The following is a 21,985-nucleotide window of genomic DNA, read 5'->3' on the forward strand; positions in this document are numbered from 1 at the left end:
ATGAATCGTGGTATTAATAAAGTCATCTTGGTCGGGAACCTTGGTAACGACCCAGAAGTACGTTACATGCCCAACGGCAACGCCGTTGCCAACCTGAGCCTGGCTACCAGCGAAAGTTGGAAGGATCAGCAAGGTCAAATGCAGGAGCGTACTGAATGGCATCGCTTAACCATGTATCGTCGCCTGGCGGAAGTAGCTGGTGAGTACCTGAAGAAAGGCTCACAAATTTACGTAGAAGGTAAACTGCAAACCCGCAAATGGCAGGATCAGCAAGGCCAGGATCGCTATACTACTGAAATCATTGTTGACCAAATGCAAATGCTAGGTGGTGGTAGTGTTGACGATGGAGGTCAGCGCTCCGGAGGTAATCAGCGCGGTCAACAGCCTCCGCCAACACAACAACCTAGTCAAGGAAGTGGATACCAGCAGCCAGCTCCGCTGCCTGACTTCGATTTTGATGATAACTAGCCGTTCTGAACAAGAATAAAATCTAATCTATTATGTAGAAACATTCCCCAGAAGCCTCATTTTATGAGGCTTTTTTGTTAGCTATCATTTCCATTGCTAATATGTGCAGCATACATCTCAGCATGTCTAAGTACATGCTCAGCCGACTTCACATCATCTAACATCTCAATTGCTGGCCTTGGTAGCGGCTCCAGGCCTTCTATACATGTGGGATATGGCTCTTGTTCCAGCCACTGAAACACTTTATTTCTCTTCCTTAAAGCCGCAAACAACACATCAAAGATTTCCAAGGCCAGCTGTCGTTGGCCAAACCACTCCATAGGTTTTCTGATTGGGAGTTTTATTGGGATTCTTTCTCGATGTTGCTCTGTGATCTTGTATGGGAACTGCGCGGCTTCTAGCTCTTCTGAATTAAAATACAACCTTAGCCAGCTTGAGCATCTAGCCAAGGTAGGGGATGGACTCCTGCTTTCCTCAAAGCCTGGCGTTACTATACCCACATTCACATGCTCCATCGATTGCAGGGTTTCATACAATCTAACGAAATCAGTGTCATTTGATACAAACACCATATGCTGCTGCCGAGTATCTGTCAGAGCATCCTTCATGGCTTCAACGGCAATATTTACGTCAGTTTGCTTCTCTTCTATCCGCCAAACTGAGACATTCTCACAATCCGGATGCAATGCTTTGGGATTATCTTTATCAACCAACCTTTGGTTATACGGCCGCACGCTATGGTAGCCAAATATAATATCCAGAACATCATCAGAGTAAGAGGCTAACAAAGCGGAATGATATGCTTCCTGGTCACGCTTGGCGGTTTTGGAAAACGTAACTTTTGGCTCAACAAGAGATGTGAAGTACTTCACTTTGAGGTCGATGTCTGCTGCATTCAGCAAATGTGGAGGGGCTGACTCTCTGACAATTTGCTCAATTAGCTTTACCGGATCTAGCCATTTATGGGGTCCATGCTTTAGAGAGCCGTAATAAAGATTGTATCCATCAATATAAATACGTAGTATCAAATCCCTTTACCCCGGAAACGAAAAAACCGGCAAAGCAGCCGGCCTTTTCACCCTAGTCTCGAAAGTCGCGATGCATCCGTAGAATTCGGGTTAGTTGTTATTTTTAATATTAGCAGTGAATGACTACCATACTGGTCTAACCAGTTAGGCCGCATTTATGAAAACCTCGCTGTAGCCATTTCTCTAAACGCCCTTTCAGCATCGAAAGCAAAACGGTTCACCTGCTGCAATATATTAGCAACACACCGACCTCCTTCAAGGATAATTTGACTTCTCATCTTTATCTTTGATTTTTCATTGTACAAGGTGGAAACATTGAACATGGCGTTGATAGCATTCATTTGAAAATAATCAGCATGAACAATAGGATCAAACTCACATAATGCCTGAATAGATTCAGTGTACTCGCCCTCGCCCCAACCGCTTGCGTCACCCATCGCTTCAAAGGTCAGTTTGCCATAGTAGGTTTTAATAAGCACCATTCTGGTGTTCTCAGGCCCCTTAACAACACAAGGCGTGGCTTCTACCGTCATCCCCAGGATATCCACCAGCTCTTCGGCCGTAACCATTTCTATCATGCTGTGATGCAACTTATGAGAATTCTCACTGTTATCCAATTGCTCACTCGTTCCGCCCTTTCTCACCAGCAGACCTTCAGTAAGGCCACCTACATCCGGATGAGCAATCTGCTCTCTTGCCGAGCCTGTATTTTCAGAGTCAAAATTAATATCCGGTACATTTTTTTTCATTGATTTACTAAAAGCCTATTACATAAGTTAGAGAAGCGCTGGCAATTCCAAGAGATAAAACCCATTCACCAATGGAGTTGGTATCCGCTACCAACCATGCTCTGTAGGTTTTTCTTGATGGGTAAAACAAAGTCACACCCGAAGGGGTAAGAAAGTCTCCAAGCAAATGGAGGAAGTATCCTACCGCGACCCAGTAGATCCATAGCGCTTCAAATTGATAGGCCAGCAACACAATCAAAGCGCAAGCCAGAAGGCTATGTGTGAACCCTCTATGCCCAAAAACGATATGTATGGGATAAGATAGCCACCTACACCGCCGACCTATGGTTGAATCTGGATGGTCAATGTCAGGAAGTAACACTCCCAGCATGACCAACCCCCAGGTTAAAGCAAAACTTGTATCTGCTTGCCAAGCGCCGCCTGTTGCCCAGTGAACATAACTCACGAAGGCAGAGGCAGCGACTATCATGTGGCCAGCAATCATCATTGCGACAAAACCTTAAAATGCGCCAGTGCGAACACTGTCACCTGTCGCTTCAGGGTTAGTGTCCTTGGAAGCATTATCTGCTTCCGATTGCTTACGGATGATTTCAGCGCGGTTTTGGAGTGCTTCCTGCTCACGGTTGAACTGTGCCAGCTTTTCACTTTCCACCTGCTTACGACGCTTATCTAAACGACGCTCAAGATCATCAAATGACGCTCTGACAGTCTTATCCAGAGTTTTATTGCGCTCCTGCTGCAACACCTTGTTGAACGCATCAAATGGCAGCTTCAGCAAGACATAAGCATGATTAACACCACGGATAGGCTTTACAACCTGCTCAATGACTTCGTAACCAACAATCGGCACAGAATCCACCAGCTTATCGATCAAAAATTCAGTCTGAGTGACTACATCACCATCAGAATTGCCACGCTCAAACGCACGCTCAGAGCCGGACAGCTCCTGCTTGTACATCTTGGCCAGATCAAACTCTGCCTGTAATCGCGCAGCCTTTATCACATGAGACAGGCTTTTAGACTTTGCGATGCCGACACCATACATGCCTGTGCCATCAGATTGAGGCGGCTCTAATACCCAGTCCGGGGCGGCTTCAATTTCTTCTTCACGCTGTTCCTGCATGACCTCTTCACGGGCTTCCTGAACATCCAGACGCTGCTCTTCCAGCTCTTCTAAGCGATTGGCCAAATCCCCATTAGAGGAAGCACAGCCACCCAAAAACAAACCAGTAACAACCGTAAGTAATAATGTCTTTTTCATAGTCACTCTCCAATGTAGTGAAGTATTTTAAGTTAATCTCTCATGCCATCTTGTTAATAGACGGTTTTGAATTCGGGGGTCTACTTACTCAAATACAATTGTGCAATCGTCTTCCGACCACCCATACCACCTCCCAGTTTTGTTACATTCATTAAGACGGCGTAATGCACCATCGACCTTTATTTTGGCACTATATGTTCGCTTCTCACTTAACACGTATGGCTGGCAAATATCAGCATTCACATACTCAGTTGCCACGAAAGTAAACTCCCTGACATCAATCCCCGCGAGTAAAGCCACATACTTATAAAACTCCTGCTGGACGTCGTAACTAAGGTTGTTTAACTGCCTTAGAAACTCTTCCGGCTTAGTTGAAGCTGTAGTTTTCATATCTACAGCAGTATCGTCATGGCGCAACCAATCGAACTTGACCTTCAACATCATCCCCGTGACAGGGCATCGAGCAATGATGGCCACTTCTGGCAAACCATTCTGGAAATATGCATTTGCTTCAGCATGATCCCGGGTGGTCTTGGCTGCCCGGTGGGCGTCATCCCACACCTGCCCATCGACAGGAACCTTCCCGCCATATGTGGTGATTTCTTCACCCTCAACCATCTCCTGCTTAGGCTCACCCTGCTTGGCATAAAGCTTCTCTTTAATGTCATCAAAAATCTGAATCTTTGGATTGGCTTCAATTAAACGTTGAACCTTTTCAGCCTTTGTTCCAGACTTTTTCAGCCCTAATGCAACCAACTCCACTTCAATTTGAGTTGCGGTTTGCAAGGCATCAGGATAATCAGACGGCACAACATCGCGAAAAAACTGCTTGTAATAACCCTCTGGCTCCAGGATCAATGTATGAGCGTGCGTACCCGCATCAAACGTTCTCTTCTGCGTTAATGTTCGCTTCCGCTCAATACCGGATAAATATTCACGGTAGTAGTGTGCTGGTGAAGACATGAACGTCTTAAGCTTTGATGAACTAAGGGCCGGCAGAGAGTGATAAACATCATTCGGCATATCGAGATAAATCCCCTCGATAAGCTCACCCTGACAATCCCTGAAAAGTTCCTCTCCACTATCCCCATATGAAGGCTGTGCTCTTTCCGCCCAGTTCGACAATAAATTGTCAGATGGAAATACCTCTCCTGTTAGCTCATCAATACTTACTGCTACTGACATAAACACCTCGTCACATTCGATTTGAGAACATTTAAACACGGTTTAAAAATCCCGCTACCAAACGTCCCACATCGCTATACCCCTTGTATTCATAGGGTTTCAACAGCCAGATTCATTCGGTGGCGAGAAATTCAAGGCGTCTTATCATGTCTACAGTTTCAAACACCGGAGCAACAAACATGCTGAACAGAAATGAGTTAATTGCCTTATATAAAGATGAAGAGTTTAAGGCGTCGTTTATTGCCAACTATGTTGATAAAAATGTGCATCTGCATGTAGCACAGAAAGAATTCATTACCGCTTTTAATTTGATTGCCAATGACAATGGCAGTCAGGAACGACCCGCCATAAAGCAGGCCTCTGCCAGCTCCATTAAAAGCACCTTTTTGATGATCAGCTCCTATGGGCTCTCCTTCGACCCTAATGAAAAGGAGGTTTACGTCTACGGCGAGCATCGTGACCCAAATAAGGTTGGTTTAGGGGTTACCTTGGGATATCGCGGCATGCGCCGGATTGCGATGAATTCCGGAAAGGTGAAGGTGATCACTTCAGAGATTGTTTACGAGTCTGACAGCTTCACTTGGTTGGGCGCCGATAAAGCACCTAGCTTTGCAAGTACTGGGCGCAACCAGGATGACAACATCTCATGCGGATTTGTCACCATTAGACTGATGGATAACAGCGTTGTGTCTTTCAAAATGTCAGCAGCCGAGTTGCTACAAATTGAAAATGACAACATCCAGATGGAAACAGAGTTCACTGGCGATCCAAACAATTCACTGTATCGAACAGCCTGGCGTGAACGCTGCCTAAGAGCTGCTTTGTGGCGCAGTGCTTACCGTGAGTATCAACACTTATTCATGGATACCGGAAAAATCGTAGACGACCAAGGCACGCTGGAGTCAGAAACGGAAACCGCAGACGCTTTTGAAGCAATGATGGCAGAGGCATTAGCCGAGAATGACAACCCACAAGCTGTGAACGCTTAAGGAGAAATGCTGTGAGAGATACCGTTATTGCATTAAACGGCCTGTATGGGGCACAGAAAAATCGCGAGCTAACTGTTTGGTTAAATGAGCAGTTTGCTCGCCAAGGCTCTTTTGAGGGTGGCTCAGTGTCACTGTCTGACATTAAAGAAGAGAGCATTATCAATGCCATTTTGGAAGCAGATGCGGAGTTATCTTTAACCGTAGATCAGTTAATTCGCCATGTAATGGTTGTCCCGGCCTTAAGTAAAAACCATCAGACGTTTGAGCCTGTAATTAGATTCAAATCCGGCTTTTTTAAGTCATTGCTTCACTATGGTAAGCAAATCAAAATCGACGCCGTGGAAGCTGTTCGATTGGGCGATAAATTTGAACGCTATGGCAACGACAAGCATGTTTTCCACCAGCAGGCAGCGAACAACCATGATGCTCAGGTATTAATGGTGTACTTAAATGGGACTATCAAAGGCACAGAACAGGAGTTCTCAGTCGTACTGAATGAAAAAGAAGTGGCGGCCATCAAGACTGAAATGATCGACAAGTTCTATAACGGTGTTGACCCGTTCACAGCAGGTGAATGGTTAGATGTTGTTTTCAGTGCATTATTCACCCGGATGTATGATGAAGACATCTTCATCGTTCTCCAGTCCATATTGTCAGACAGTCACTTTGAGCTTTACAAAAAGCTCAAAGCGTTCGGTGTGGGCAGATTCAACCCCCATTCAAATGGTGGCCTAAAGGTCTATTCATCTTATGGTAAGCACATCGGAACCAAGCGTTTTGCATTCAATGCTATCGAAAGAAAGCAGCAGGAAAGCACTTCACCACCAGAACTCAAAATAATTACCGGTGGTGCTGGCAAGCCGAAAAAGACCGAAACCAAAAAGCACATCGACGAAGACATCATGAAGGACTTCGGCGGCTTTTAATTAGGAACTTCAATGTTACGCAAAGAGAATATAGAACTGAGCAAGGCAAGAAGAAACTTTGCCCAGCATATGAAACCCAACATCATTAAGTACGTGGAGCTGGAAGGTCGCTCACGCCGCCACATCAAGCTTACTCGCATCGTGATTAGTGAACTTCCAGATGGTCAGTTTACTGTTGGTGTTATGCGATACGGGCAGAAAATTGACACCTACTCTTGTTCATATGTGCCTGACGTTGGAATTTACTCCCAGCGTTACTTTGCGGAAGAAAAGTTAAACGAAATTCTTACTATCGAAGAAATGGAAGGTTTTGAGGTTTCTGATGAGTACGAGGCCCCCATCCAAAACCTGTTCGATAAACGATTTGAGTTTGGCAGGTTGAATGCCTCTAACAACGTTGCTTTCTATGGGGCTCACCAGCATGAGCATCATCGGTTCATCAGCCAGCCAATTCCGGCTGGCCTGCATGTGATCGCCAAAGTTGATGCTTTCGGCAATATGGCCATCCAAGACATCAATTTCGCAAACAAGCCGCTGCAAGAGTCGAATTTAATATCACAACGGGCTGAGTCGTATCTGAGATCGATTATGTCTGTGGATGGATTCAGGGGCGCCTGTCTCGAGGGTTTCTTCGATGGCCAAAACCTGTTTGTGGTCGATGCCGGCTATTTGCACGACCAATGCTTTGCCGATACCCCGCTAAAAGACCGACTGGAAATTATAGAAGGTCTTATTACCAAGTTTGACCAGCCAGACGGGTGCAGATTTATTTCAGGCTCTATAAACAAGCCAGAGTCATGGATGAACACCTATCGCTTTGGTCGCAATAAAGGAATGCTATTGCGGGAAACTAATTCTAAATTCATTCTACAACTTGATCCGACCCAAAGTCAGCCAGGCACAATGTTGAGTGAATCCAATGTTTCAACCTACATTGGAGGGCATGTGGTAGATGGTGTTTTAAGCCTTAGAAACGAAGTGCAGATAAAGGAAAGAGCCACAATCAGGTACCCAGGCAAAACAAGCGGCGCCCTACCCTTTTTGTATCGTGCTATCGGAAACTATGCAGATGAGCAGGAGCAGGCTTTACTGTTTTAGGTAACTCAAGGCGCTTGGAATTTGGAGCTTACTGTCTGAATTTTACCTTGCGGTGCAGTTGTAGGCGTTTATTGTTGCATGCTCAAAAACATTATCAATGAATCCTGCCGCGTGAAAAAAAGCCTCAATTACGCCTTCATTTCCTTCGTATATCGTATATCTGGCAAAGACGATTTTCTCTTTGCCGAACCAATCTTCTTTCCATGAAGCATTGTAACTTATGCTTTCATCCGTTAAACCTGTACTAATGTACTCCCTTGATATCTGTGAGCCATCCGCATCGGGAAAAGTTCTAATGACATTGCTTGGGGGGTTACAAGTAGGGAAATATTGGCTTCGTCATCATTTTTGTGAGTGCAATTTAATAGCATTGACACTTCGTCTGCCATGACTGAAGTTGAAAGCATCATAAGCATTGCTAGTGAAGAGATTTTTATGGTCATAGAGCTATTAAATGCACTTATCTTGAGATAGAGAAACTATGCCATCAATTTGATAGTTTTGTCTAGGCGGGGCCAGTATTCTGCTATAGGTTGCCCGCTTGGCTTTAAGCATGAAAAGGTAAGGCCTTTCAAGAACTGAGTTCTATTGAATTAAATTCGCTTGGAAGTCTGCCTTGCTCACAACAGCTGTATCCCAATCGGTGGCCACATAGGCCTGTTCTGAAATTTCGTAGTAGGTTGAATCAACCTGGTACTTAATCCCAATCTCAGGCATGAGGCCTGCGTTTTTACACGCAGACACCCTAGCCTTACGGACATCCTCAATATTTGCCGACCACAGAAGAATTTCACCATCAATCTCTTGAGTGGCACATGTAACTTCTTCTGGCCAATCACAAACAACCTTATTCACCAGGTTTAGTAAACTGGCATCTATCATCGGCGCGGCGTACTCACCGTCAAGATCGATAACAATTTGATTGTTCATGATATCCACCATTACAAAGCCATTCGCTTTTCGTCTTCCATCATTTGGCTAATTGCCTGCTCCATAGACATGCCCTGATCGATGTATTCCTGACGCTTATCCTTTTCCTTTTTGTCAGTAGTCAGGATCAGCTGGAACTTACGGTCAGTGTAAAGACGGCAAACCTGTGAGTTAAGGCCGTCTTTCACCAGCACTTCGGAAAACGCTTCGTCAGTGACTGCAGGACGCGCTTTAACAGTCTTCAGTGATGACAACAGCTTGAAATCTGTTTCATTGCCGGTAAATGCTTTTTCCTCTCTAAGGCGCTCAACCTGCTCTGGCTGCTGCTTCATCAGGAGCATCCATTTCGAGTTGGCTATGATTGCCCGACCTACTACAGAGGTGTATGCATCCATTACAGACTGAGTAACCAATGCGCCAGCTGCACCATATTTACGGAATCGACGCCACCCTGTTTCCAGGAAGTCAGCAAAGAACTGCATCATTGATGCGCCGTTCTTATCTTCCTTCAAGTATTCCCATGCCTCATCGAGAATAAACATCCGGCGACGAGGTGTATCCCCTTCGTAAGAAAGGTACATTTTGTTCTGTATGCCCATAACCAGCGCCATCAAAACAGTTACCTGTAAGTGTGAATCTGATTTCAACTCTTCAAGCTCACAGACTACCAATCGACCATCAAAGTTAACCGGTGGATACTTATTACCAAAGAAGTCACCGTAAATACCTTCATCACAGAAAGGCTTTAACTGACGTCCAATGGCATGCATTTCAACAAGCTCGTGATTCAAACACTCTTTAGCAAAGTCTGTTATCGTTGCTTCCTTCCCTTTGTCTTCCCAAACTATCTTCAGGACTTCCAGGATCTCAGCATTTTGTAAGTCTGTAATGTTTCCACTTGGGCTTGCCATGGTCTTAATCAGGGTTCTGATCAAATTGGCTTCACCTTCCTTCCCATAGAAGTCGGTAACATTGCTAAAAGGGTTCAACGAGTATTTAAAATCACGTCCAAACGCCAAAAACTGTGACTGCTCATACTGCTCAGCCAGACCTACATAACTTCGGCCTACGTCGATAATGAACACCTGAGCCCCATCATCATATTGCTGACGAATGCTGTCATTATCCTGCTCTTTAACACCTACACCCAAAATGGCATTGGTCAAAAAGCCGATGAAGAACGACTTACCTGCACCCGAGGTAGCAGCCCCATAGATATTGAAATTGGTATCCGACTCAAAGAAGTCGATTGATACAGCTTGACCAAAGCGCGACCCCAACAAAAGAGTAGGATTCGGCGTGTTACCTTTCCAACTGGCCATGTGTGGCGTTAAAAATGGTAACGCCTTCGTGGTTGCTTTTTTGAACCGATGTGAAGATTTTACAAATTCAGCATCAACTCCAAATGGCAGGCCGGCCAACATGAACGGCAAAGTGAAGAAATTGTCCTGCATAATGCTGACATTTTTCTTACTGTACATACCTTGCACTTTGTCTACGAAATCATTTGCTGATTCTTCATCCTTGGTAAAGCTAAGCATTTGCATGCTGTACTTAATCAACAGTGAACCGGTCTGATCAAGCTCTCGATTCACCGCGTCAAAGTCCATCTTCTGGAAACGCAACTTATCCAGGTACTGAAGGATTGAACCCTTTGCCTGGTTGGTTATGAATGTGCGCGACTTAGTAAACTTATCTCTGGCCGACTTCTGGTTTGGGTACTCCACATTCAGTGACAGGATGAAATGCTCATCCAGCAGGGTATTACCCTGCTCCCAATCACCCAAAAGGTTGATCATCTGGCCATAAAGCATCTTCTCCGGCATGTCAGTGATTGAAATTGACTTCACGAACTGGCACATATCGCCATTTTGATCGTATATTTCTACGCCCTTATCAGTCGGCTCAATACGTTTACCCGGATCAAGAAACAATTCTCTCAAGGGGCGATCAATCTGACATTTATCATGATGGTGTGGCTTTCCTTTCCAACTAGCATCACCATACATGTTCAGCATTACGCTCATCCGGCGCTTGTATTGGAACTCATTCGCAATTTCCGGAGCAAACTGAGACAGCGTGCTTACCGTGCTTCGGATTTTGCGCTTGAAAGCCTTCAGCTCACCTTCAGAAGGTATCGCCTTTTTGATTGGCACCTTAATCGAGATCCAGAATTCATAGTCACGGAACCGATATCCATTGTCATTGATATTTTGCTGGGTACCACGACGATAGAAGTTTGAGATTGAATCTGAAAGCAATTCGATTTGCTCTTGGTCTTTACCCAACATCCGATTGCCACGAACCCGATTGTATCCGTAGAGTCGATTTTCTAAGTCAGGCAATGACGCCAGCTGCATCTGAACAATAGTGCCCTCTGGGAAATCTGTTTTAAAAAAGTTTTCCAGTGAGTTCCTGATGTCATCGTTTGACCCTGGTGTAGGCTGACAAACAATAAAAGCTCCAATTGCTGGCTCATCCAAAATGAAGATCTTATCTTCATCCCAGTACTCAACAACACTGAACAGGTCTGCGGTAGTATCCCGCTTTAGGAGCTTTGCTTTTTTGTTTAATACAACGCCCATATTTACTTACCTGTCGTTGGTGGCTGAGTGATGATGTTAAGAGGTGATACACCTTTACGTCGCTGCTCTTGCTGGATCATTTCTTGTTGAGATTGCTTTCTCATTTGCAGTGGAACCACCCGGGTAGGACGGAAATTGGCAGAATTACCAATACGCCATGTCTTAGGCTCAACTTCCACATAGACGTAACCAGGCAGAGTTAAAAAGCCTGCTGGATCAGTATATGAAGACACCAAGATACGCATCGGCTTAGGCTCTGACATAACCGCCAAGGCTTCGGGAGCCAATGGCTCACCATTGTTTGGCCAAGCGCTGAATGGGTTTTCGGGGCTTGTTTCGTAGCGCGTTTGAGGAATGACCTTTGCAGCCTGATATGAATCACGAGAATGCTGTTCATTCGTGCGCTCTTCATACACCACAATTTCACCTGATTGTTGAGATGGCAGTTCAGCACCGGCAATATAACGATCTTCGCTTGCTTCATACTGTGCGTGAACATGCCCCTCATGACCATCTATTGCATAACCTTTCTGATGCGCCAAGTCTTCCTGAGTAAGGTTTTCCAATGACTCACGATTATTGGTCAATTCGTAAACGTCACGAGCCCCGGCACACACTCCACCCTTCTTCATGTTCTCACAAGTAAAGTTTTCCTTACCGATTGTGGTACACCCGGACATTGCTAAAGAACCAGCCAGCAAAATTGCGGCTGTTGACCTTATTGTGATTGATTGAGATTTCATAATTTAATCCTATTCGCGTCGGATGCTGCCATTACGGTTGCGCATACCATTTATCAAATTCAACTGGGAAACCGCCTATACTCAGACCGTCTTCTCGGATAATGTGTGGCAGTTGCTCAATCTGAAACAACGAAGCCATGTACTTAGCCATCTGGATAGGTTGCTCACTACAACCGCCTTCTAAATCCGAATAGGATTCAGATGTGCCATTTATCAAATCATTTTTAGCCTGCTCTTTATCTACCGCGCACCAGAGCTTTCTTGCTCGGTCCATAGAGTTAGAGCCGCCGACCATCGGCATCAAGACAACCGTCCAGTTATATTCGCTTTCATTCTCTTGAATGTGCTGCAAAAACTTCACGGTATACGCTGACATAGGGTCTACAAAAGCAACGCCACTTCTGGGCAAATCTGGATTGCCAATTACAAAATGAGCAAGCTGCTCTTCTGGCTTGAACCCGATGTTAGAAACTGGTGTGCGCTGCACCTTTTCAGCATCCTGCAGGGTTCGAATAGTTTTCCGGTGCCAGACGTCTTTAAGCATGCCGTCCATTACAAAGCGACCATCAGCACTGATCACATATGAACCATTCTCAGCTTCCACGAAGAAAAGCTTTTTCATAGGCAATTCACGGATACCGATAACGCGACCTTTTTTCTCCAGGTTCTCTTTAACTTCTTCTCGGTACACTTTTTGGTCGGGACGCGCATCTTCCATCAAAGTCTTCAAATCATCTGGTAGAGATGCTGCGTTAGATAGTTCCTGAGCAGATGAACAAACTGAAAGCAAGGCCAAAGCAGCTGCAACTAATAACTTCTTCATTTCGCACGCTCCAATACAGCCAACAGTTTGTTGGTAGGAGCATATCCGCCCACCACCTGCTTGCCATCCATACCATATACAGCTGGAGTACCCCTTACACCAAGCCACTCTCCCAAAGCATAATTTTCGGCTACCTGGTTCTCGCAACGAGCTGTCGGCAATTCATTACTGCGCATAACCATATCCAACGAAATATTAGGATTTGGCGAGCATGCAATATCCTGCATAGTTAAGTACGTATTACTGAACTGTGTATTTCCGGTTCGAGGATCTTTAATGCCATTGCGAGGATAAAGGACGTAATGAACAGTAATGCCTGCAGCATTGTATTGGCTTAACTCATTGTGCATCTTGCGGCAGTAACCACAGTTAACATCGAAAAACACCAACACTTCATGTTTTTCATTTGGCGCTTTGAAAGTCACAAACGAATCTTTCAGCTTTTCAATTTTGGATACTGCCAACTCAGAAATCCGGGATTGAGTTTTATTGGCCATTCCGCCTTCAAATTCATATACACGGCCTGAAATCAGGTTTTTACCGTCTTTCGTGGCATAGAAAATCCCTTTATCTGTAACTATCTCGTACAAACCGGTCGAGTCATCATTGACTTCCTGCACTTCGAAAGGCGTGACTTCCTGCATCTTTTTACTTATCTGAGTCTTATTTAACTCTTGAGCCTTTACCGTAAATGCCAGTGCAGCCACCAGTAAAATTGATAAAACCTTGTTCATTTGGATAACCCTACTTATTCAAGATGTCAGCATTATGCAGCACTTTATGAACGTCGCAGTTCAATAGACGTGCATAAAACCACACCTCTATCGACGGGTTAACATGCCCCCCATGAGCTAACATTCACACTCCAAAATTTACTGTGACAGGCTTTACCATGCTTACCATCCGGATGGCTTTCATCTCATTACTGATGCTCCTAAATACTGGTTGTGCAGCTACTGACAACCTATTCGCTCGTATTGCTAACTACTATGTGCAGTATCAGTTCAACTCTGATGTCGCTGATTCTCAGGAGAAGATTCAGGAGGCAAGGGAGTTAATGGCAACCAGAAAGAATGCTCCAGCAAAAAAAGCGCTCGATGAGCAAGCCATTAACCTTTGGAGTGCATATTTAGAATTGAAGATTCCATAAATGGTCTTCTTTCTTAATAGTTTTCGAGATTTGCTTGGCTAAAACATCCTCGATAAAATAAATGTAAATCTAAAAGTGAAACCTCATGAGCAATAAAAATTTAACAGACCAAGCATTGGATATGCTCCATTGAACAGTGGCATAGAGCTTTTGGCTGCCCTACGCCTGTTGGTTACCACTGGAAAGGAGTAGCACCATCAGCAAATGACACATATCGAGAGTTGCTAGTTAGGCTAATTACAGGGCTTTAAAGAAAAAGCTTAAATCTTTAAACATCTATTCAATAATTGAGAACGCTATAATGGATATACCTGAAAGGTTGATAAATACAAAAGAGCGCTTTGTTGCAGAAGGGGACTTCATAACATTTAAACACACCATTTTGAATGAATATAAGGGGGCTTTGGAAAAGTACACCAATGGTTCGACAAGCTACGAAAACGACATTATTATGCTGACAGATTTTTATATAAACACCGTCGATGAAAACAAAAACCTAATAAGTACAAATGATTACAAAGAGGTTTGTGAACATATTAAGAAAATGAAATTACGCAGAAAGATAATTAGATTTTAAGAAGTTGCTATGCTGCTAAGAAAAGGCAAGGGCAAAGTAAAACAATTTTCCATTCAGTAGCGACAAATCAAAACAAATATACCCTAGCTGCATATCTGACTTTAAGAGGTTAAATCATGCAGCTATCCCAACAAGACATCAAAGAACTCGACGGGCTTTACAAGCAATTAAATGGCACTACCGATTTCACTCTGTTCGCCGTAGGCGGCAAAGAGGGTGACCGCTTTACCTATGTTGCTAAAATCCCTTTCGGCGTGCTGGCTGAACAGTATGATTTGGTGCCAGACGCAGAGCTGTCTACCAACCTAAAGTTACAGCGTGACCTTGTAGTCAGTCGTTCTCGCAATATCGCCAACTACATAGGCTCTAATGGTGACTTCATCTTCCCTGAGTTGATTAGCATTAGTGAGTCAATCATTGCTGAGCAGTTAAATGCCGGCAACGTATTTAAGATAACTATCCCTTCGGATGCATTCAGGTACTTGGTCGATGGCCAAGGCCGGCTTTCAGGTATTAAGCGTGAGCTGAAAAGCAGCCCGGAGCTTGCTGAGCATTGCATTGACATCAAGTTCATTGTTTCAGAAGGGATAAAACGTGACACGCAGATATTCGCCGATGTAAACCAAACGCCCATTTCGCCTAATAAGAGCCAATGTGTGGCTATGGATAACAGAATGGTGATCAACCGCTTTGCAAAGGTCGTATCTGAAAGTACTGTCCTGAAAAGCAAGATTGATTTCACTAAGGCTTCTGTAACCAATAGCAGTAACACCGGCAAGCTGTGGACGCTCAACCAGATGGTTTCTTTCATCACCATTCTCACCGGCACCACTAACAAATCTAGCCAGGAAAAGCTTGCTGATGAAGCTACTCAGAAATATTGGTTAGGCTTCATTAGTCGTTATCTGGAAAAGCTTCAGATGCATCCGGGAATAAAGGCCATATTCAATGCTGATGAGATTTCAGCCGAATTCCGGAGCCAAACGGTTATTGGTACCTCTGTGTTTTTAAAGAGCGTTGCTCTGCTTGGTAAAATCATCGTTATGAACGTTGTTGATAGTGGCCAGAAGCAGGTTGACTGGTCCTTCTTTGATAAATGGGCAAGCCTTGACCTGTCCGTCGATAATAAAGAATGGCTGGGACGCTGCATGAATTATCGCGGCAGGTTTGAAGACAAAGCATTCAATCATAAAGCCACTGTTTCATACCTGTGCGAGCAGTTGGGCTTGCAGGTACCTAAAGAACTCGAATCCATTGAGGAAGAAGTCTTAATGGCTCGCGCTCAAATGCTGAAGGCCAAGCGTGAAGAAGCCAAGCAGCTGGCTAAAGAGGAAGCGCAATGAGTACTTCTATAGCTCAATTCGATGCCAGGCAGTTGAAGTGCCCGGCATTTTCACTTCCCGTCAGGCGATTCTTAAATGAGCTGCCTAATGGTAAGCTCGCTCATATTGTCACGGAAGAACCAAGAGCTCATGCCCGTATGAAGCATATTTGCTCGGTATATGGATGGAAGCTTAAAAATCATGTCGAAGGTGACTTACACCATTTTATAGTTGATAAACACTCAGCGGAGAGCGTTCAAAATGTTTAATAGTGGATTTTATAAAATAAAAATTGGCCATGACGGAGCCGGTGGTGCAGGTGGCGATGAAGCTGCATCATTCAACATCGATACCGATAGCGCCCGTTGGTTTGCCAAGGCTTTCTTTACTGGCTTGAAAGCTACTGATTCCAACTCTGGTTACGTAACCATTACCGGCGCTGGCGACTCTTTAACCTTATCCATGAAAAACTGGCGTGAGCCTGATTTCGACGATCTTAAACTCCCTCCCCCGCTCACCTAACACGTCATTCAATTGCGATAATCCAGCAATCAGTAAAATACCAGGTATCAATCAATAGCAGATGGTACCTGATGGACGCTTCACTAAACATACCAATCAATCTACTCGAGGGTGGAAACTCAAATCCTCTTGTAGAAGTGTTTGACGCCAAAAGCTTTGTAGACGACATCGAGTCAGGTGCTTACGAGCAGTTCTATGAAGCCGTAGCCAACATTAAGGCCATCCGTCGTCATTACATCACGGTCTGCGCGACTTCGTTCGGGAAAGATTCGACTGTAGTGCTTCTGGCTGCTTTACGGGCTCACATTGAGCTTATGGAAGAGGGTGTGCTGGACGGCTCATCACCGTTTGTTGTTTCTCACATCGATACCCTGGTTGAGAATCACTTGGTTCAAATGCTCTCACTATACGAGCGTGACCGCCTAAAAGAATTTTGCCAGCAAAAGGGCATTAACTTGGATTTGCGTGTTGGCAAACCACCTCTGGCCAAGCAGTGGGCAGCCCTATTCCTGTCTGGGTTAAAAATTATTAGCTCGGCCAGAACGAATAATGACTGCAGCGAAATAATGAAAGTGGAAAATGCTGCTCGTATTGAGCGCAGCATCGAAAACGACTATACAGGTCAGGTTGTCACCCTACTTGGCTCACGCCTATCTGAAAGCGTTCGACGAGGCGCCAATATGCGAAAGAGAGGGACTGACAAGGTAAGCGTTGATTCGCTTTTGGATAACACCGATTCTGGTGAGCGAGTGTTTGCGCCAATCATGGATATGACAGACGATGACATCTGGACCATTATCCGCCAGGCAGGCACGCTGCCAATCCAAATATCATTGTCAGGCAATGACAATATCCCAAGCTATGCACGTAATCACCGCTTACTGCACATGATCTACTCTGACTCGAAAGAAGGCAGCTGCCCAGTCAGTGCAAAGAGAATCAAAGGCGAAACAGCAAAAGTAGGCGGCTGCGGCGGCTCAGCTCGCACAGGGTGCTATCTATGCGCTAAATCCACTACCGACAAATCCGGTGAAGCCCAAGCAAAAATGGTTAGGCACAGCCAGATTTCCGGCAATATTTTGAAGGTACGCAACTACATCATGTACGTTGCCCAAGATATCCGCTACAGAACTTATCACTCAAGAGCCGTTGACCTGACAACTGGAACAATAGCATTGCAACCTAATGTTCTGAATGCCCAAACCATAGACAAGCTAATATGGCTCCTTTCTCAAGCCACATGGGATGATGACATCCGTGCAGAGGAATTCCGCAATCTGGTTGCTCAGGGTCGCGAGATGGAAGATCCCGGGTATGCAGACATTATCAATGACTCAACGCTTGATGACCGTGACCGCGCTGAAATGGCCAAGGTCTATAAAGACTATGCAGTTAACCCTCTGATCTCCCCAATGTCGTTGGAGCTTGCAATATACTTATCCGCTATTCATAGCCGGGATGGTATTCGGCTTCCACCAAACCGGGCGTTATACATTTGGGATCAGACCAGCAAAGATGTTCGCATCCCCTACCCGGAAGTTGATCCTAAAAATGCCATCGTTGATGACATTCCCGACGCCATTATGGTTATCCCAACTCCTGGCGTAGAGCGCCCAAGCATCCTAAGCCAGGCACTATTAGACGAAGAAGCCTCAACCGGATGTGACACTTACTCCAAGCAGCATTCACTGACTATGCCGGTTTCTCACGCCCGTTATTTTCTTCAAGGCGATGACGCTAAACACATAGAGGGCCTTCGGAATTCCGATAAAGTTCAAATTCAGGGACTGACAAGTGAACATTGGTCGCGCATTTACAGGGACGAACCATTAAACAAACCAGTGAAGCACCGGTTTTCCAAGCGAGCAATCAAGAAGGTTTCTCGTAAAGGCGGCCAGTACAAGGTAACTGAGCGTGGCAGAACCAGCTTAGACAGCCCATCGTTCTCCCAGCGTGAGGCCAAGCCATCTCTTGAAGAACGTTTGACCACAAGCCTACCCATCTACAAACAAGCGACTTCATGGGATAAGGATTTGTTGTTGGCGGATAATCCTGACGCCATCGTGGGCTACGACATTGATTATGCAGCCATGCACGACTGGAATCAGTTCGGTGGCGCGGAAGAGGCCCTGCGCCAGCATGATGACTTCGTAGCGCTGCACGAGAAGCATGACGAGTCGGTTTATTTCTACGGTGGCATTGGCGCATTCGAGTCATTCCTTCGGTATGGCGTGCTGAAGCTGAACAAGTCAGCCAAGAGCAACACGCTCCGGATCCTGTCACGGACTGCATACTTCCATTCAATCGGCCTTTTCGATATAGATGAATCTGCTGTGGTCGCGATATCTGAGCGCCGGGGCCTGCTGGAAGACACTAAGCTGTCAAGCTACCGTAATAACTTTAAAGCTAATCGCCACTTAAACATCGAAGCCATTTATCCTATGGATGAATATCGGACATACAAGGCAGGCATACTTCTTAAGCTAAGGTCTGAGCGAAATCTAATACGGAAGAGCCTGAAAAAGTCTTCTGAGGGTTTTAAATCAAAACCGGTTGCCGAGGTAAAGGCAATGCTTAATTCAATGTGGAATGATGCAATAGACAGCTATGAGGCAGCCGTAAAGAAAATTCTGATCGCCAATACGCTTATCCAGAGCCAGATATATGCATTTGATGGTGAAGATTATCGTCAGTCTCTGAAGTTGAATTTAGGTGTCATGCGCTATATTGAGGTTCACTTTTCAGACATGAACGTTTTGCTCGGCATCGTCCCTCGCAATACAAAGCGCCATATTGAAGACAACACCTTGGCTAAACATGAGATTGTGCTTTACAGTAGCAAGCTATCTCAGTCTCTGCGTGGAATCAAAGAGCAGGTGAAGGCCCACACCATAGAACAAGTGGAAAAGCGGCTCCTATTGTCGAAGGACAGCGCCGTATTGATGCACAATGGCATCGATGAGTTAATATGGCCAATTGAACTAGATACCAGCTACGCTGTTGATTCGTTCAACGATACATTTAACCTTAATTCGGACATCTCTGGCGTTACCGACATATCGTGGTAATTCATTATCGGGCCTCAGAGGCGTTCGCGTTTAATCCATAGGAAACGGAAAAACCCAATCCCGCATTAACAATGCAAAACAGTTGAAGGTGTTTTTTGTCCGGTTATTGGACGTTTTTATCACCATTCAACATGGGAGATTCGTTTCCATTTTTCAGGAATAAGAAATTGAATAACTCTGCAGCAAAACTGACTATTGAAAATCAGTCACTTACTCCTTTCAAAAATGGGATTCACCTCCAATTCATCGGTTCTCCAGAGGAATCGCTTGATTGGATCAATCATTCTGCCACTCGCATTATTTTCAAATCGCTCACAGATGGCGATGCAAATTTGCTTGTCGAACTGCCTTCTGTGCTATCTGTCACACCAGTTAGCTTTGCCGCCCAGGAAGATGCACGAACAGATATAAATCTCTCAACGCTGCACTTACGAATACAGGTTAATCATTCGTTCAACATGACCGCTACGGGTCTGACAATGGATGATTTTGTTGAAGTTTGGAAATCTGGCATTTACATATTTTTTTCTGGTGACAATGAGTTTCACATTCACGCACCAAGAAACATCAAAATCGGCCAACCTGGCCGCCATTTAAAAAACAAGCTCGCGGTCATAGATGAAATTCCAGCACCTCTTCTTGCAGCTGTGGAATCTATATACGATTGCGAACCCGCTGACGAAGAAGAAACCAACGCCTGGATTGCCAAAACAGATAATGCAAAAGTGCGTCTTGCAGAGCTTCGTAACTCTTCTATTCCCAAGGTAATCTCTGATGAGATTGAATTACATCTCATCCAGCTTGATGCCGTCAGCAAGCAACTGCAAGCGACTAAGCGACGATTAAGAAAACAGCCGGTTTTTGAGGCGGTCAGAAAAAATCATTTAATCCAATTGATGTCGGAGTTCATTGAGCAACACCATGGCAAGACATGCGTTCGGGAAATGGAAGCAAAAGCTTTACAGCTCGCTAATCAATCTGACGCTCCAGCAAAACCAGAGCATGAGCAGATATTCGACCAAGTTCAGTCTCATGACTTACACTCACTGCTATATCCAATTTTTAATAATCCTTCAACGGCCAACCTTCCAGCGCACAAATGCCATAAATGCAACAGCCGGTGGAAGATGCATCAAACCCGACATCCTTCCACTAATGCAAAGCGTTTTCACGTTCAATGCGAGAATTGTGGGTTCATGTCTGATACCCCTTACAGCAGTAAGGGGCATGGAGCGGTACTAGCCTGGAACAGGGCTAACCCTGACGATAGAAAATCATTTAAAGACGTATATTTCTTGGGGCTTAGAAAACTCAACGCAAAGGAAGCCAAGTCTCAGCTGTTTCAGGTAGAAAAGTATTTAGAGCTAATGAAAAGTTACGCCACATCCTTAGAACAATATAGTGACGACGACAAGCGCTCCGAAATTAATAGCATCTATGGAATGATCCGCTTTCTGAGCGATGCAGTGCTTTACAGTAGACACATGATAAAAATAGCAAATAAGAAAAACCAGGTTAGGTGAAATTTCAAAGTGTGGCTATGTCAATTACGCTTGGTCACATTAACTAATTAAACAGTCATTTGACCTTGTCCAGCCATACATCAGACATATTTTCAACACGTCGAATAGCCCTTCTACACCTTACGTCATAATGCATATTTTTATGACTATTCTTTACAGCATCAGTGAAAAGTTTAAACTGTCTGCGTATAGCGCTATTAAAACTCCGGCTTGCCAGATTATCTCTTGCTTTGAGAGTTTGAATCACATCGTAATTAACGCTGTAATCAAGAATAATCACTTTAAATTTTGCACTGTACAAATCCAGATAAATTGGCGCTATAAATGATTCTTTCTCTTCATCTGTAAGTTTGTCATCTTTAATAAAGCCCAGCATTGTTTCAGAAGTTTGCATTTTGAACTTATTCAAATGAAAAGAAATACTTCGATTTACAATTTGTAGATTATTATATGTCTCTTGAGTAAGAAAATTAAAACCTGATAAGTAATCAGATTCCATTTTTCTCTCTACGGCATCAAGTATTTTGGCGGCATCGCTCAAGAGGTAGCTTCCTGATTTTACCTTGCGTCCTCCAAACACCTTATTGCAAACATTCATTACTTCATCCTGAAGTGCATGTCTCAAATCAATGGTACTTATTTCTGCGATAGGATCTGTATAGGATTTAACAACCCTTAAGCGCTCAAGCCTATTACGCTCTTCATTCTGCGATTGAAGAAGTTTTAAATTCTCCAAATTCAGCTTGTTAGATTCTCTAGTTAATGCCAGAGACTTTTCTGCTTGCTGTAATGAATTTGAACTCACCCATAAACTTGCGACAAGGCTGGAAATAGCAATCCCGAGGCTGAATAGAGAAACACGGATGGCCGTTTTTTCTATTTTTGATAATTGACGATTATGTTCATCAACTAGCAAGTTTTGAGCTTTTAGGACGCGGATTTGTTCCAAGTCATTTCTTATTGGCTTTCTGAATATTTTCCGCTTTTTATTTGCCATTACGTATTCCATTACATTAAAAAGACTGAACATTACAACAC

The 21,985-nt window shown here is 44.4% G+C and carries 22 protein-coding genes; 11 read left to right on the top strand and 11 right to left on the bottom strand.

What is annotated here, in order from left to right; genetic code table 11:
- Nucleotides 1-468 (top strand): single-stranded DNA-binding protein, encoded by a 468-nt coding sequence (locus tag OIK42_RS19610; protein WP_273642871.1) that lies wholly within the window; start codon nt 1-3, stop codon nt 466-468.
- Nucleotides 469-545: 77 nt separating this feature from the next.
- On the opposite strand, the gene OIK42_RS19615 is transcribed toward OIK42_RS19610, so the two are convergent.
- From OIK42_RS19615 to OIK42_RS19635, 5 genes are all read right to left on the bottom strand, one after another.
- Nucleotides 546-1,496, bottom strand: a complete 951-nt coding sequence (locus tag OIK42_RS19615; protein ID WP_273642872.1) for an NYN domain-containing protein — start codon at nt 1,494-1,496, stop codon at nt 546-548.
- 155 nt (nt 1,497-1,651) lie between these two features.
- On the bottom strand, nt 1,652-2,245 hold the full coding sequence (locus OIK42_RS19620; protein ID WP_273642873.1) for a hypothetical protein: 594 nt from the start codon (nt 2,243-2,245) through the stop codon (nt 1,652-1,654).
- 7 nt (nt 2,246-2,252) lie between these two features.
- Nucleotides 2,253-2,732, bottom strand: a complete 480-nt coding sequence (locus OIK42_RS19625; RefSeq protein ID WP_273642874.1) for a metal-dependent hydrolase — start codon at nt 2,730-2,732, stop codon at nt 2,253-2,255.
- A 12-nt stretch (nt 2,733-2,744) separates the two neighbouring features.
- Entirely contained in the window at nt 2,745-3,506 is a 762-nt protein-coding gene (locus tag OIK42_RS19630) for a hypothetical protein (RefSeq protein WP_273642875.1), read from the bottom strand.
- Nucleotides 3,507-3,590: 84 nt separating this feature from the next.
- Nucleotides 3,591-4,691, bottom strand: coding sequence for a PD-(D/E)XK nuclease-like domain-containing protein (locus OIK42_RS19635; RefSeq protein WP_273642878.1), 1,101 nt, complete (start codon nt 4,689-4,691; stop codon nt 3,591-3,593).
- Nucleotides 4,692-4,837: 146 nt separating this feature from the next.
- Here OIK42_RS19635 and OIK42_RS19640 point away from each other — a divergent pair, with 146 nt between their 5' ends.
- From OIK42_RS19640 to OIK42_RS19650, 3 genes are read left to right on the top strand one after another with little or no spacing between them, the layout of a single operon-like run.
- Nucleotides 4,838-5,680, top strand: a complete 843-nt coding sequence (locus OIK42_RS19640) for a recombinase RecT (RefSeq protein WP_273642879.1) — start codon at nt 4,838-4,840, stop codon at nt 5,678-5,680.
- A gap of 11 nt (nt 5,681-5,691) precedes the next feature.
- Nucleotides 5,692-6,606, top strand: a complete 915-nt coding sequence (locus OIK42_RS19645) for a hypothetical protein (protein WP_273642880.1) — start codon at nt 5,692-5,694, stop codon at nt 6,604-6,606.
- Nucleotides 6,607-6,618: 12 nt separating this feature from the next.
- Nucleotides 6,619-7,704, top strand: a complete 1,086-nt coding sequence (locus OIK42_RS19650) for a hypothetical protein (RefSeq protein ID WP_273642881.1) — start codon at nt 6,619-6,621, stop codon at nt 7,702-7,704.
- Nucleotides 7,705-8,289: 585 nt separating this feature from the next.
- On the opposite strand, the gene OIK42_RS19655 is transcribed toward OIK42_RS19650, so the two are convergent.
- Genes OIK42_RS19655 through OIK42_RS19675 form a run of 5 tightly spaced genes read right to left on the bottom strand, consistent with a single transcriptional unit; the run spans nt 8,290 to nt 13,519 of the window.
- Complete coding sequence (locus OIK42_RS19655; RefSeq protein ID WP_273642882.1) at nt 8,290-8,634, bottom strand: hypothetical protein; 345 nt, start codon at nt 8,632-8,634, stop codon at nt 8,290-8,292.
- Nucleotides 8,635-8,645: 11 nt separating this feature from the next.
- A complete protein-coding gene (locus OIK42_RS19660; protein WP_273642883.1) occupies nt 8,646-11,219 on the bottom strand; it encodes a TraC family protein in 2,574 nt (857 codons plus the stop codon).
- 2 nt (nt 11,220-11,221) lie between these two features.
- The gene (locus tag OIK42_RS19665) at nt 11,222-11,962 is read right to left on the bottom strand and encodes a TraV family lipoprotein (RefSeq protein WP_273642884.1); all 741 of its coding nucleotides are present in this window, start codon (nt 11,960-11,962) and stop codon (nt 11,222-11,224) included.
- Nucleotides 11,963-11,993: 31 nt separating this feature from the next.
- Nucleotides 11,994-12,785: a thioredoxin domain-containing protein gene (locus OIK42_RS19670; protein WP_273642885.1), complete on the bottom strand. Its 792-nt coding sequence runs from the start codon at nt 12,783-12,785 to the stop codon at nt 11,994-11,996.
- Nucleotides 12,782-13,519 (bottom strand): thioredoxin fold domain-containing protein, encoded by a 738-nt coding sequence (locus OIK42_RS19675; protein ID WP_273642886.1) that lies wholly within the window; start codon nt 13,517-13,519, stop codon nt 12,782-12,784. Before OIK42_RS19675 ends, OIK42_RS19670 begins: the two co-directional genes overlap by 4 nt.
- Before the next feature lie 158 nt (nt 13,520-13,677).
- On the opposite strand from OIK42_RS19675, the gene OIK42_RS19680 reads away from it, so the two are divergent.
- The 7 genes from OIK42_RS19680 (at nt 13,678) to OIK42_RS19710 (ending at nt 20,947) form a co-directional block, all read left to right on the top strand.
- Nucleotides 13,678-13,935 (top strand): hypothetical protein, encoded by a 258-nt coding sequence (locus OIK42_RS19680; RefSeq protein WP_273642887.1) that lies wholly within the window; start codon nt 13,678-13,680, stop codon nt 13,933-13,935.
- Between the two features lie 301 nt (nt 13,936-14,236).
- Entirely contained in the window at nt 14,237-14,512 is a 276-nt protein-coding gene (locus tag OIK42_RS19685) for a hypothetical protein (protein WP_273642888.1), read from the top strand.
- A 116-nt stretch (nt 14,513-14,628) separates the two neighbouring features.
- On the top strand, nt 14,629-15,855 hold the full coding sequence (locus tag OIK42_RS19690; RefSeq protein WP_273642890.1) for a DNA sulfur modification protein DndB: 1,227 nt from the start codon (nt 14,629-14,631) through the stop codon (nt 15,853-15,855).
- Nucleotides 15,852-16,103: a hypothetical protein gene (locus OIK42_RS19695; RefSeq protein ID WP_273642892.1), complete on the top strand. Its 252-nt coding sequence runs from the start codon at nt 15,852-15,854 to the stop codon at nt 16,101-16,103. The genes OIK42_RS19690 and OIK42_RS19695 overlap by 4 nt, the downstream gene beginning before the upstream one ends.
- Nucleotides 16,096-16,356 carry a hypothetical protein gene (locus OIK42_RS19700; RefSeq protein ID WP_273642894.1) on the top strand — a complete coding sequence of 87 codons (261 nt, stop codon included), beginning with the start codon at nt 16,096-16,098 and terminating at the stop codon, nt 16,354-16,356. The genes OIK42_RS19695 and OIK42_RS19700 overlap by 8 nt, the downstream gene beginning before the upstream one ends.
- A 71-nt stretch (nt 16,357-16,427) precedes the next feature.
- On the top strand, nt 16,428-19,424 hold the full coding sequence (locus OIK42_RS19705) for a phosphoadenosine phosphosulfate reductase domain-containing protein (RefSeq protein ID WP_273642896.1): 2,997 nt from the start codon (nt 16,428-16,430) through the stop codon (nt 19,422-19,424).
- A gap of 167 nt (nt 19,425-19,591) precedes the next feature.
- Nucleotides 19,592-20,947, top strand: a complete 1,356-nt coding sequence (locus tag OIK42_RS19710; RefSeq protein WP_273642897.1) for a hypothetical protein — start codon at nt 19,592-19,594, stop codon at nt 20,945-20,947.
- A 55-nt stretch (nt 20,948-21,002) separates the two neighbouring features.
- On the opposite strand, the gene OIK42_RS19715 is transcribed toward OIK42_RS19710, so the two are convergent.
- Nucleotides 21,003-21,944 (bottom strand): hypothetical protein, encoded by a 942-nt coding sequence (locus OIK42_RS19715; protein ID WP_273642898.1) that lies wholly within the window; start codon nt 21,942-21,944, stop codon nt 21,003-21,005.
- Nucleotides 21,945-21,985: the final 41 nt, after the last annotated feature.

The sequence above is a fragment of the Alteromonas gilva genome, assembly GCF_028595265.1.
In the GTDB taxonomy this organism is placed as follows: domain Bacteria; phylum Pseudomonadota; class Gammaproteobacteria; order Enterobacterales; family Alteromonadaceae; genus Alteromonas; species Alteromonas gilva.

What these genes read in the sequence shown, in the direction of transcription:
- OIK42_RS19610 (WP_273642871.1), top strand. Translation starts at nt 1, where the DNA reads ATGAATCGTGGTATTAATAAAGTCATCTTGGTCGGGAACCTTGGTAAC.
- OIK42_RS19620 (WP_273642873.1), bottom strand. Translation starts at nt 2,245, where the DNA reads ATGAAAAAAAATGTACCGGATATTAATTTTGACTCTGAAAATACAGGC.
- OIK42_RS19625 (WP_273642874.1), bottom strand. Translation starts at nt 2,732, where the DNA reads ATGATGATTGCTGGCCACATGATAGTCGCTGCCTCTGCCTTCGTGAGT.
- OIK42_RS19630 (WP_273642875.1), bottom strand. Translation starts at nt 3,506, where the DNA reads ATGAAAAAGACATTATTACTTACGGTTGTTACTGGTTTGTTTTTGGGT.
- OIK42_RS19635 (WP_273642878.1), bottom strand. Translation starts at nt 4,691, where the DNA reads ATGTCAGTAGCAGTAAGTATTGATGAGCTAACAGGAGAGGTATTTCCA.
- OIK42_RS19640 (WP_273642879.1), top strand. Translation starts at nt 4,838, where the DNA reads ATGTCTACAGTTTCAAACACCGGAGCAACAAACATGCTGAACAGAAAT.
- OIK42_RS19650 (WP_273642881.1), top strand. Translation starts at nt 6,619, where the DNA reads ATGTTACGCAAAGAGAATATAGAACTGAGCAAGGCAAGAAGAAACTTT.
- OIK42_RS19655 (WP_273642882.1), bottom strand. Translation starts at nt 8,634, where the DNA reads ATGAACAATCAAATTGTTATCGATCTTGACGGTGAGTACGCCGCGCCG.
- OIK42_RS19660 (WP_273642883.1), bottom strand. Translation starts at nt 11,219, where the DNA reads ATGGGCGTTGTATTAAACAAAAAAGCAAAGCTCCTAAAGCGGGATACT.
- OIK42_RS19665 (WP_273642884.1), bottom strand. Translation starts at nt 11,962, where the DNA reads ATGAAATCTCAATCAATCACAATAAGGTCAACAGCCGCAATTTTGCTG.
- OIK42_RS19670 (WP_273642885.1), bottom strand. Translation starts at nt 12,785, where the DNA reads ATGAAGAAGTTATTAGTTGCAGCTGCTTTGGCCTTGCTTTCAGTTTGT.
- OIK42_RS19675 (WP_273642886.1), bottom strand. Translation starts at nt 13,519, where the DNA reads ATGAACAAGGTTTTATCAATTTTACTGGTGGCTGCACTGGCATTTACG.
- OIK42_RS19680 (WP_273642887.1), top strand. Translation starts at nt 13,678, where the DNA reads ATGCTTACCATCCGGATGGCTTTCATCTCATTACTGATGCTCCTAAAT.
- OIK42_RS19685 (WP_273642888.1), top strand. Translation starts at nt 14,237, where the DNA reads ATGGATATACCTGAAAGGTTGATAAATACAAAAGAGCGCTTTGTTGCA.
- OIK42_RS19690 (WP_273642890.1), top strand. Translation starts at nt 14,629, where the DNA reads ATGCAGCTATCCCAACAAGACATCAAAGAACTCGACGGGCTTTACAAG.
- OIK42_RS19695 (WP_273642892.1), top strand. Translation starts at nt 15,852, where the DNA reads ATGAGTACTTCTATAGCTCAATTCGATGCCAGGCAGTTGAAGTGCCCG.
- OIK42_RS19700 (WP_273642894.1), top strand. Translation starts at nt 16,096, where the DNA reads ATGTTTAATAGTGGATTTTATAAAATAAAAATTGGCCATGACGGAGCC.
- OIK42_RS19705 (WP_273642896.1), top strand. Translation starts at nt 16,428, where the DNA reads ATGGACGCTTCACTAAACATACCAATCAATCTACTCGAGGGTGGAAAC.
- OIK42_RS19715 (WP_273642898.1), bottom strand. Translation starts at nt 21,944, where the DNA reads ATGGCAAATAAAAAGCGGAAAATATTCAGAAAGCCAATAAGAAATGAC.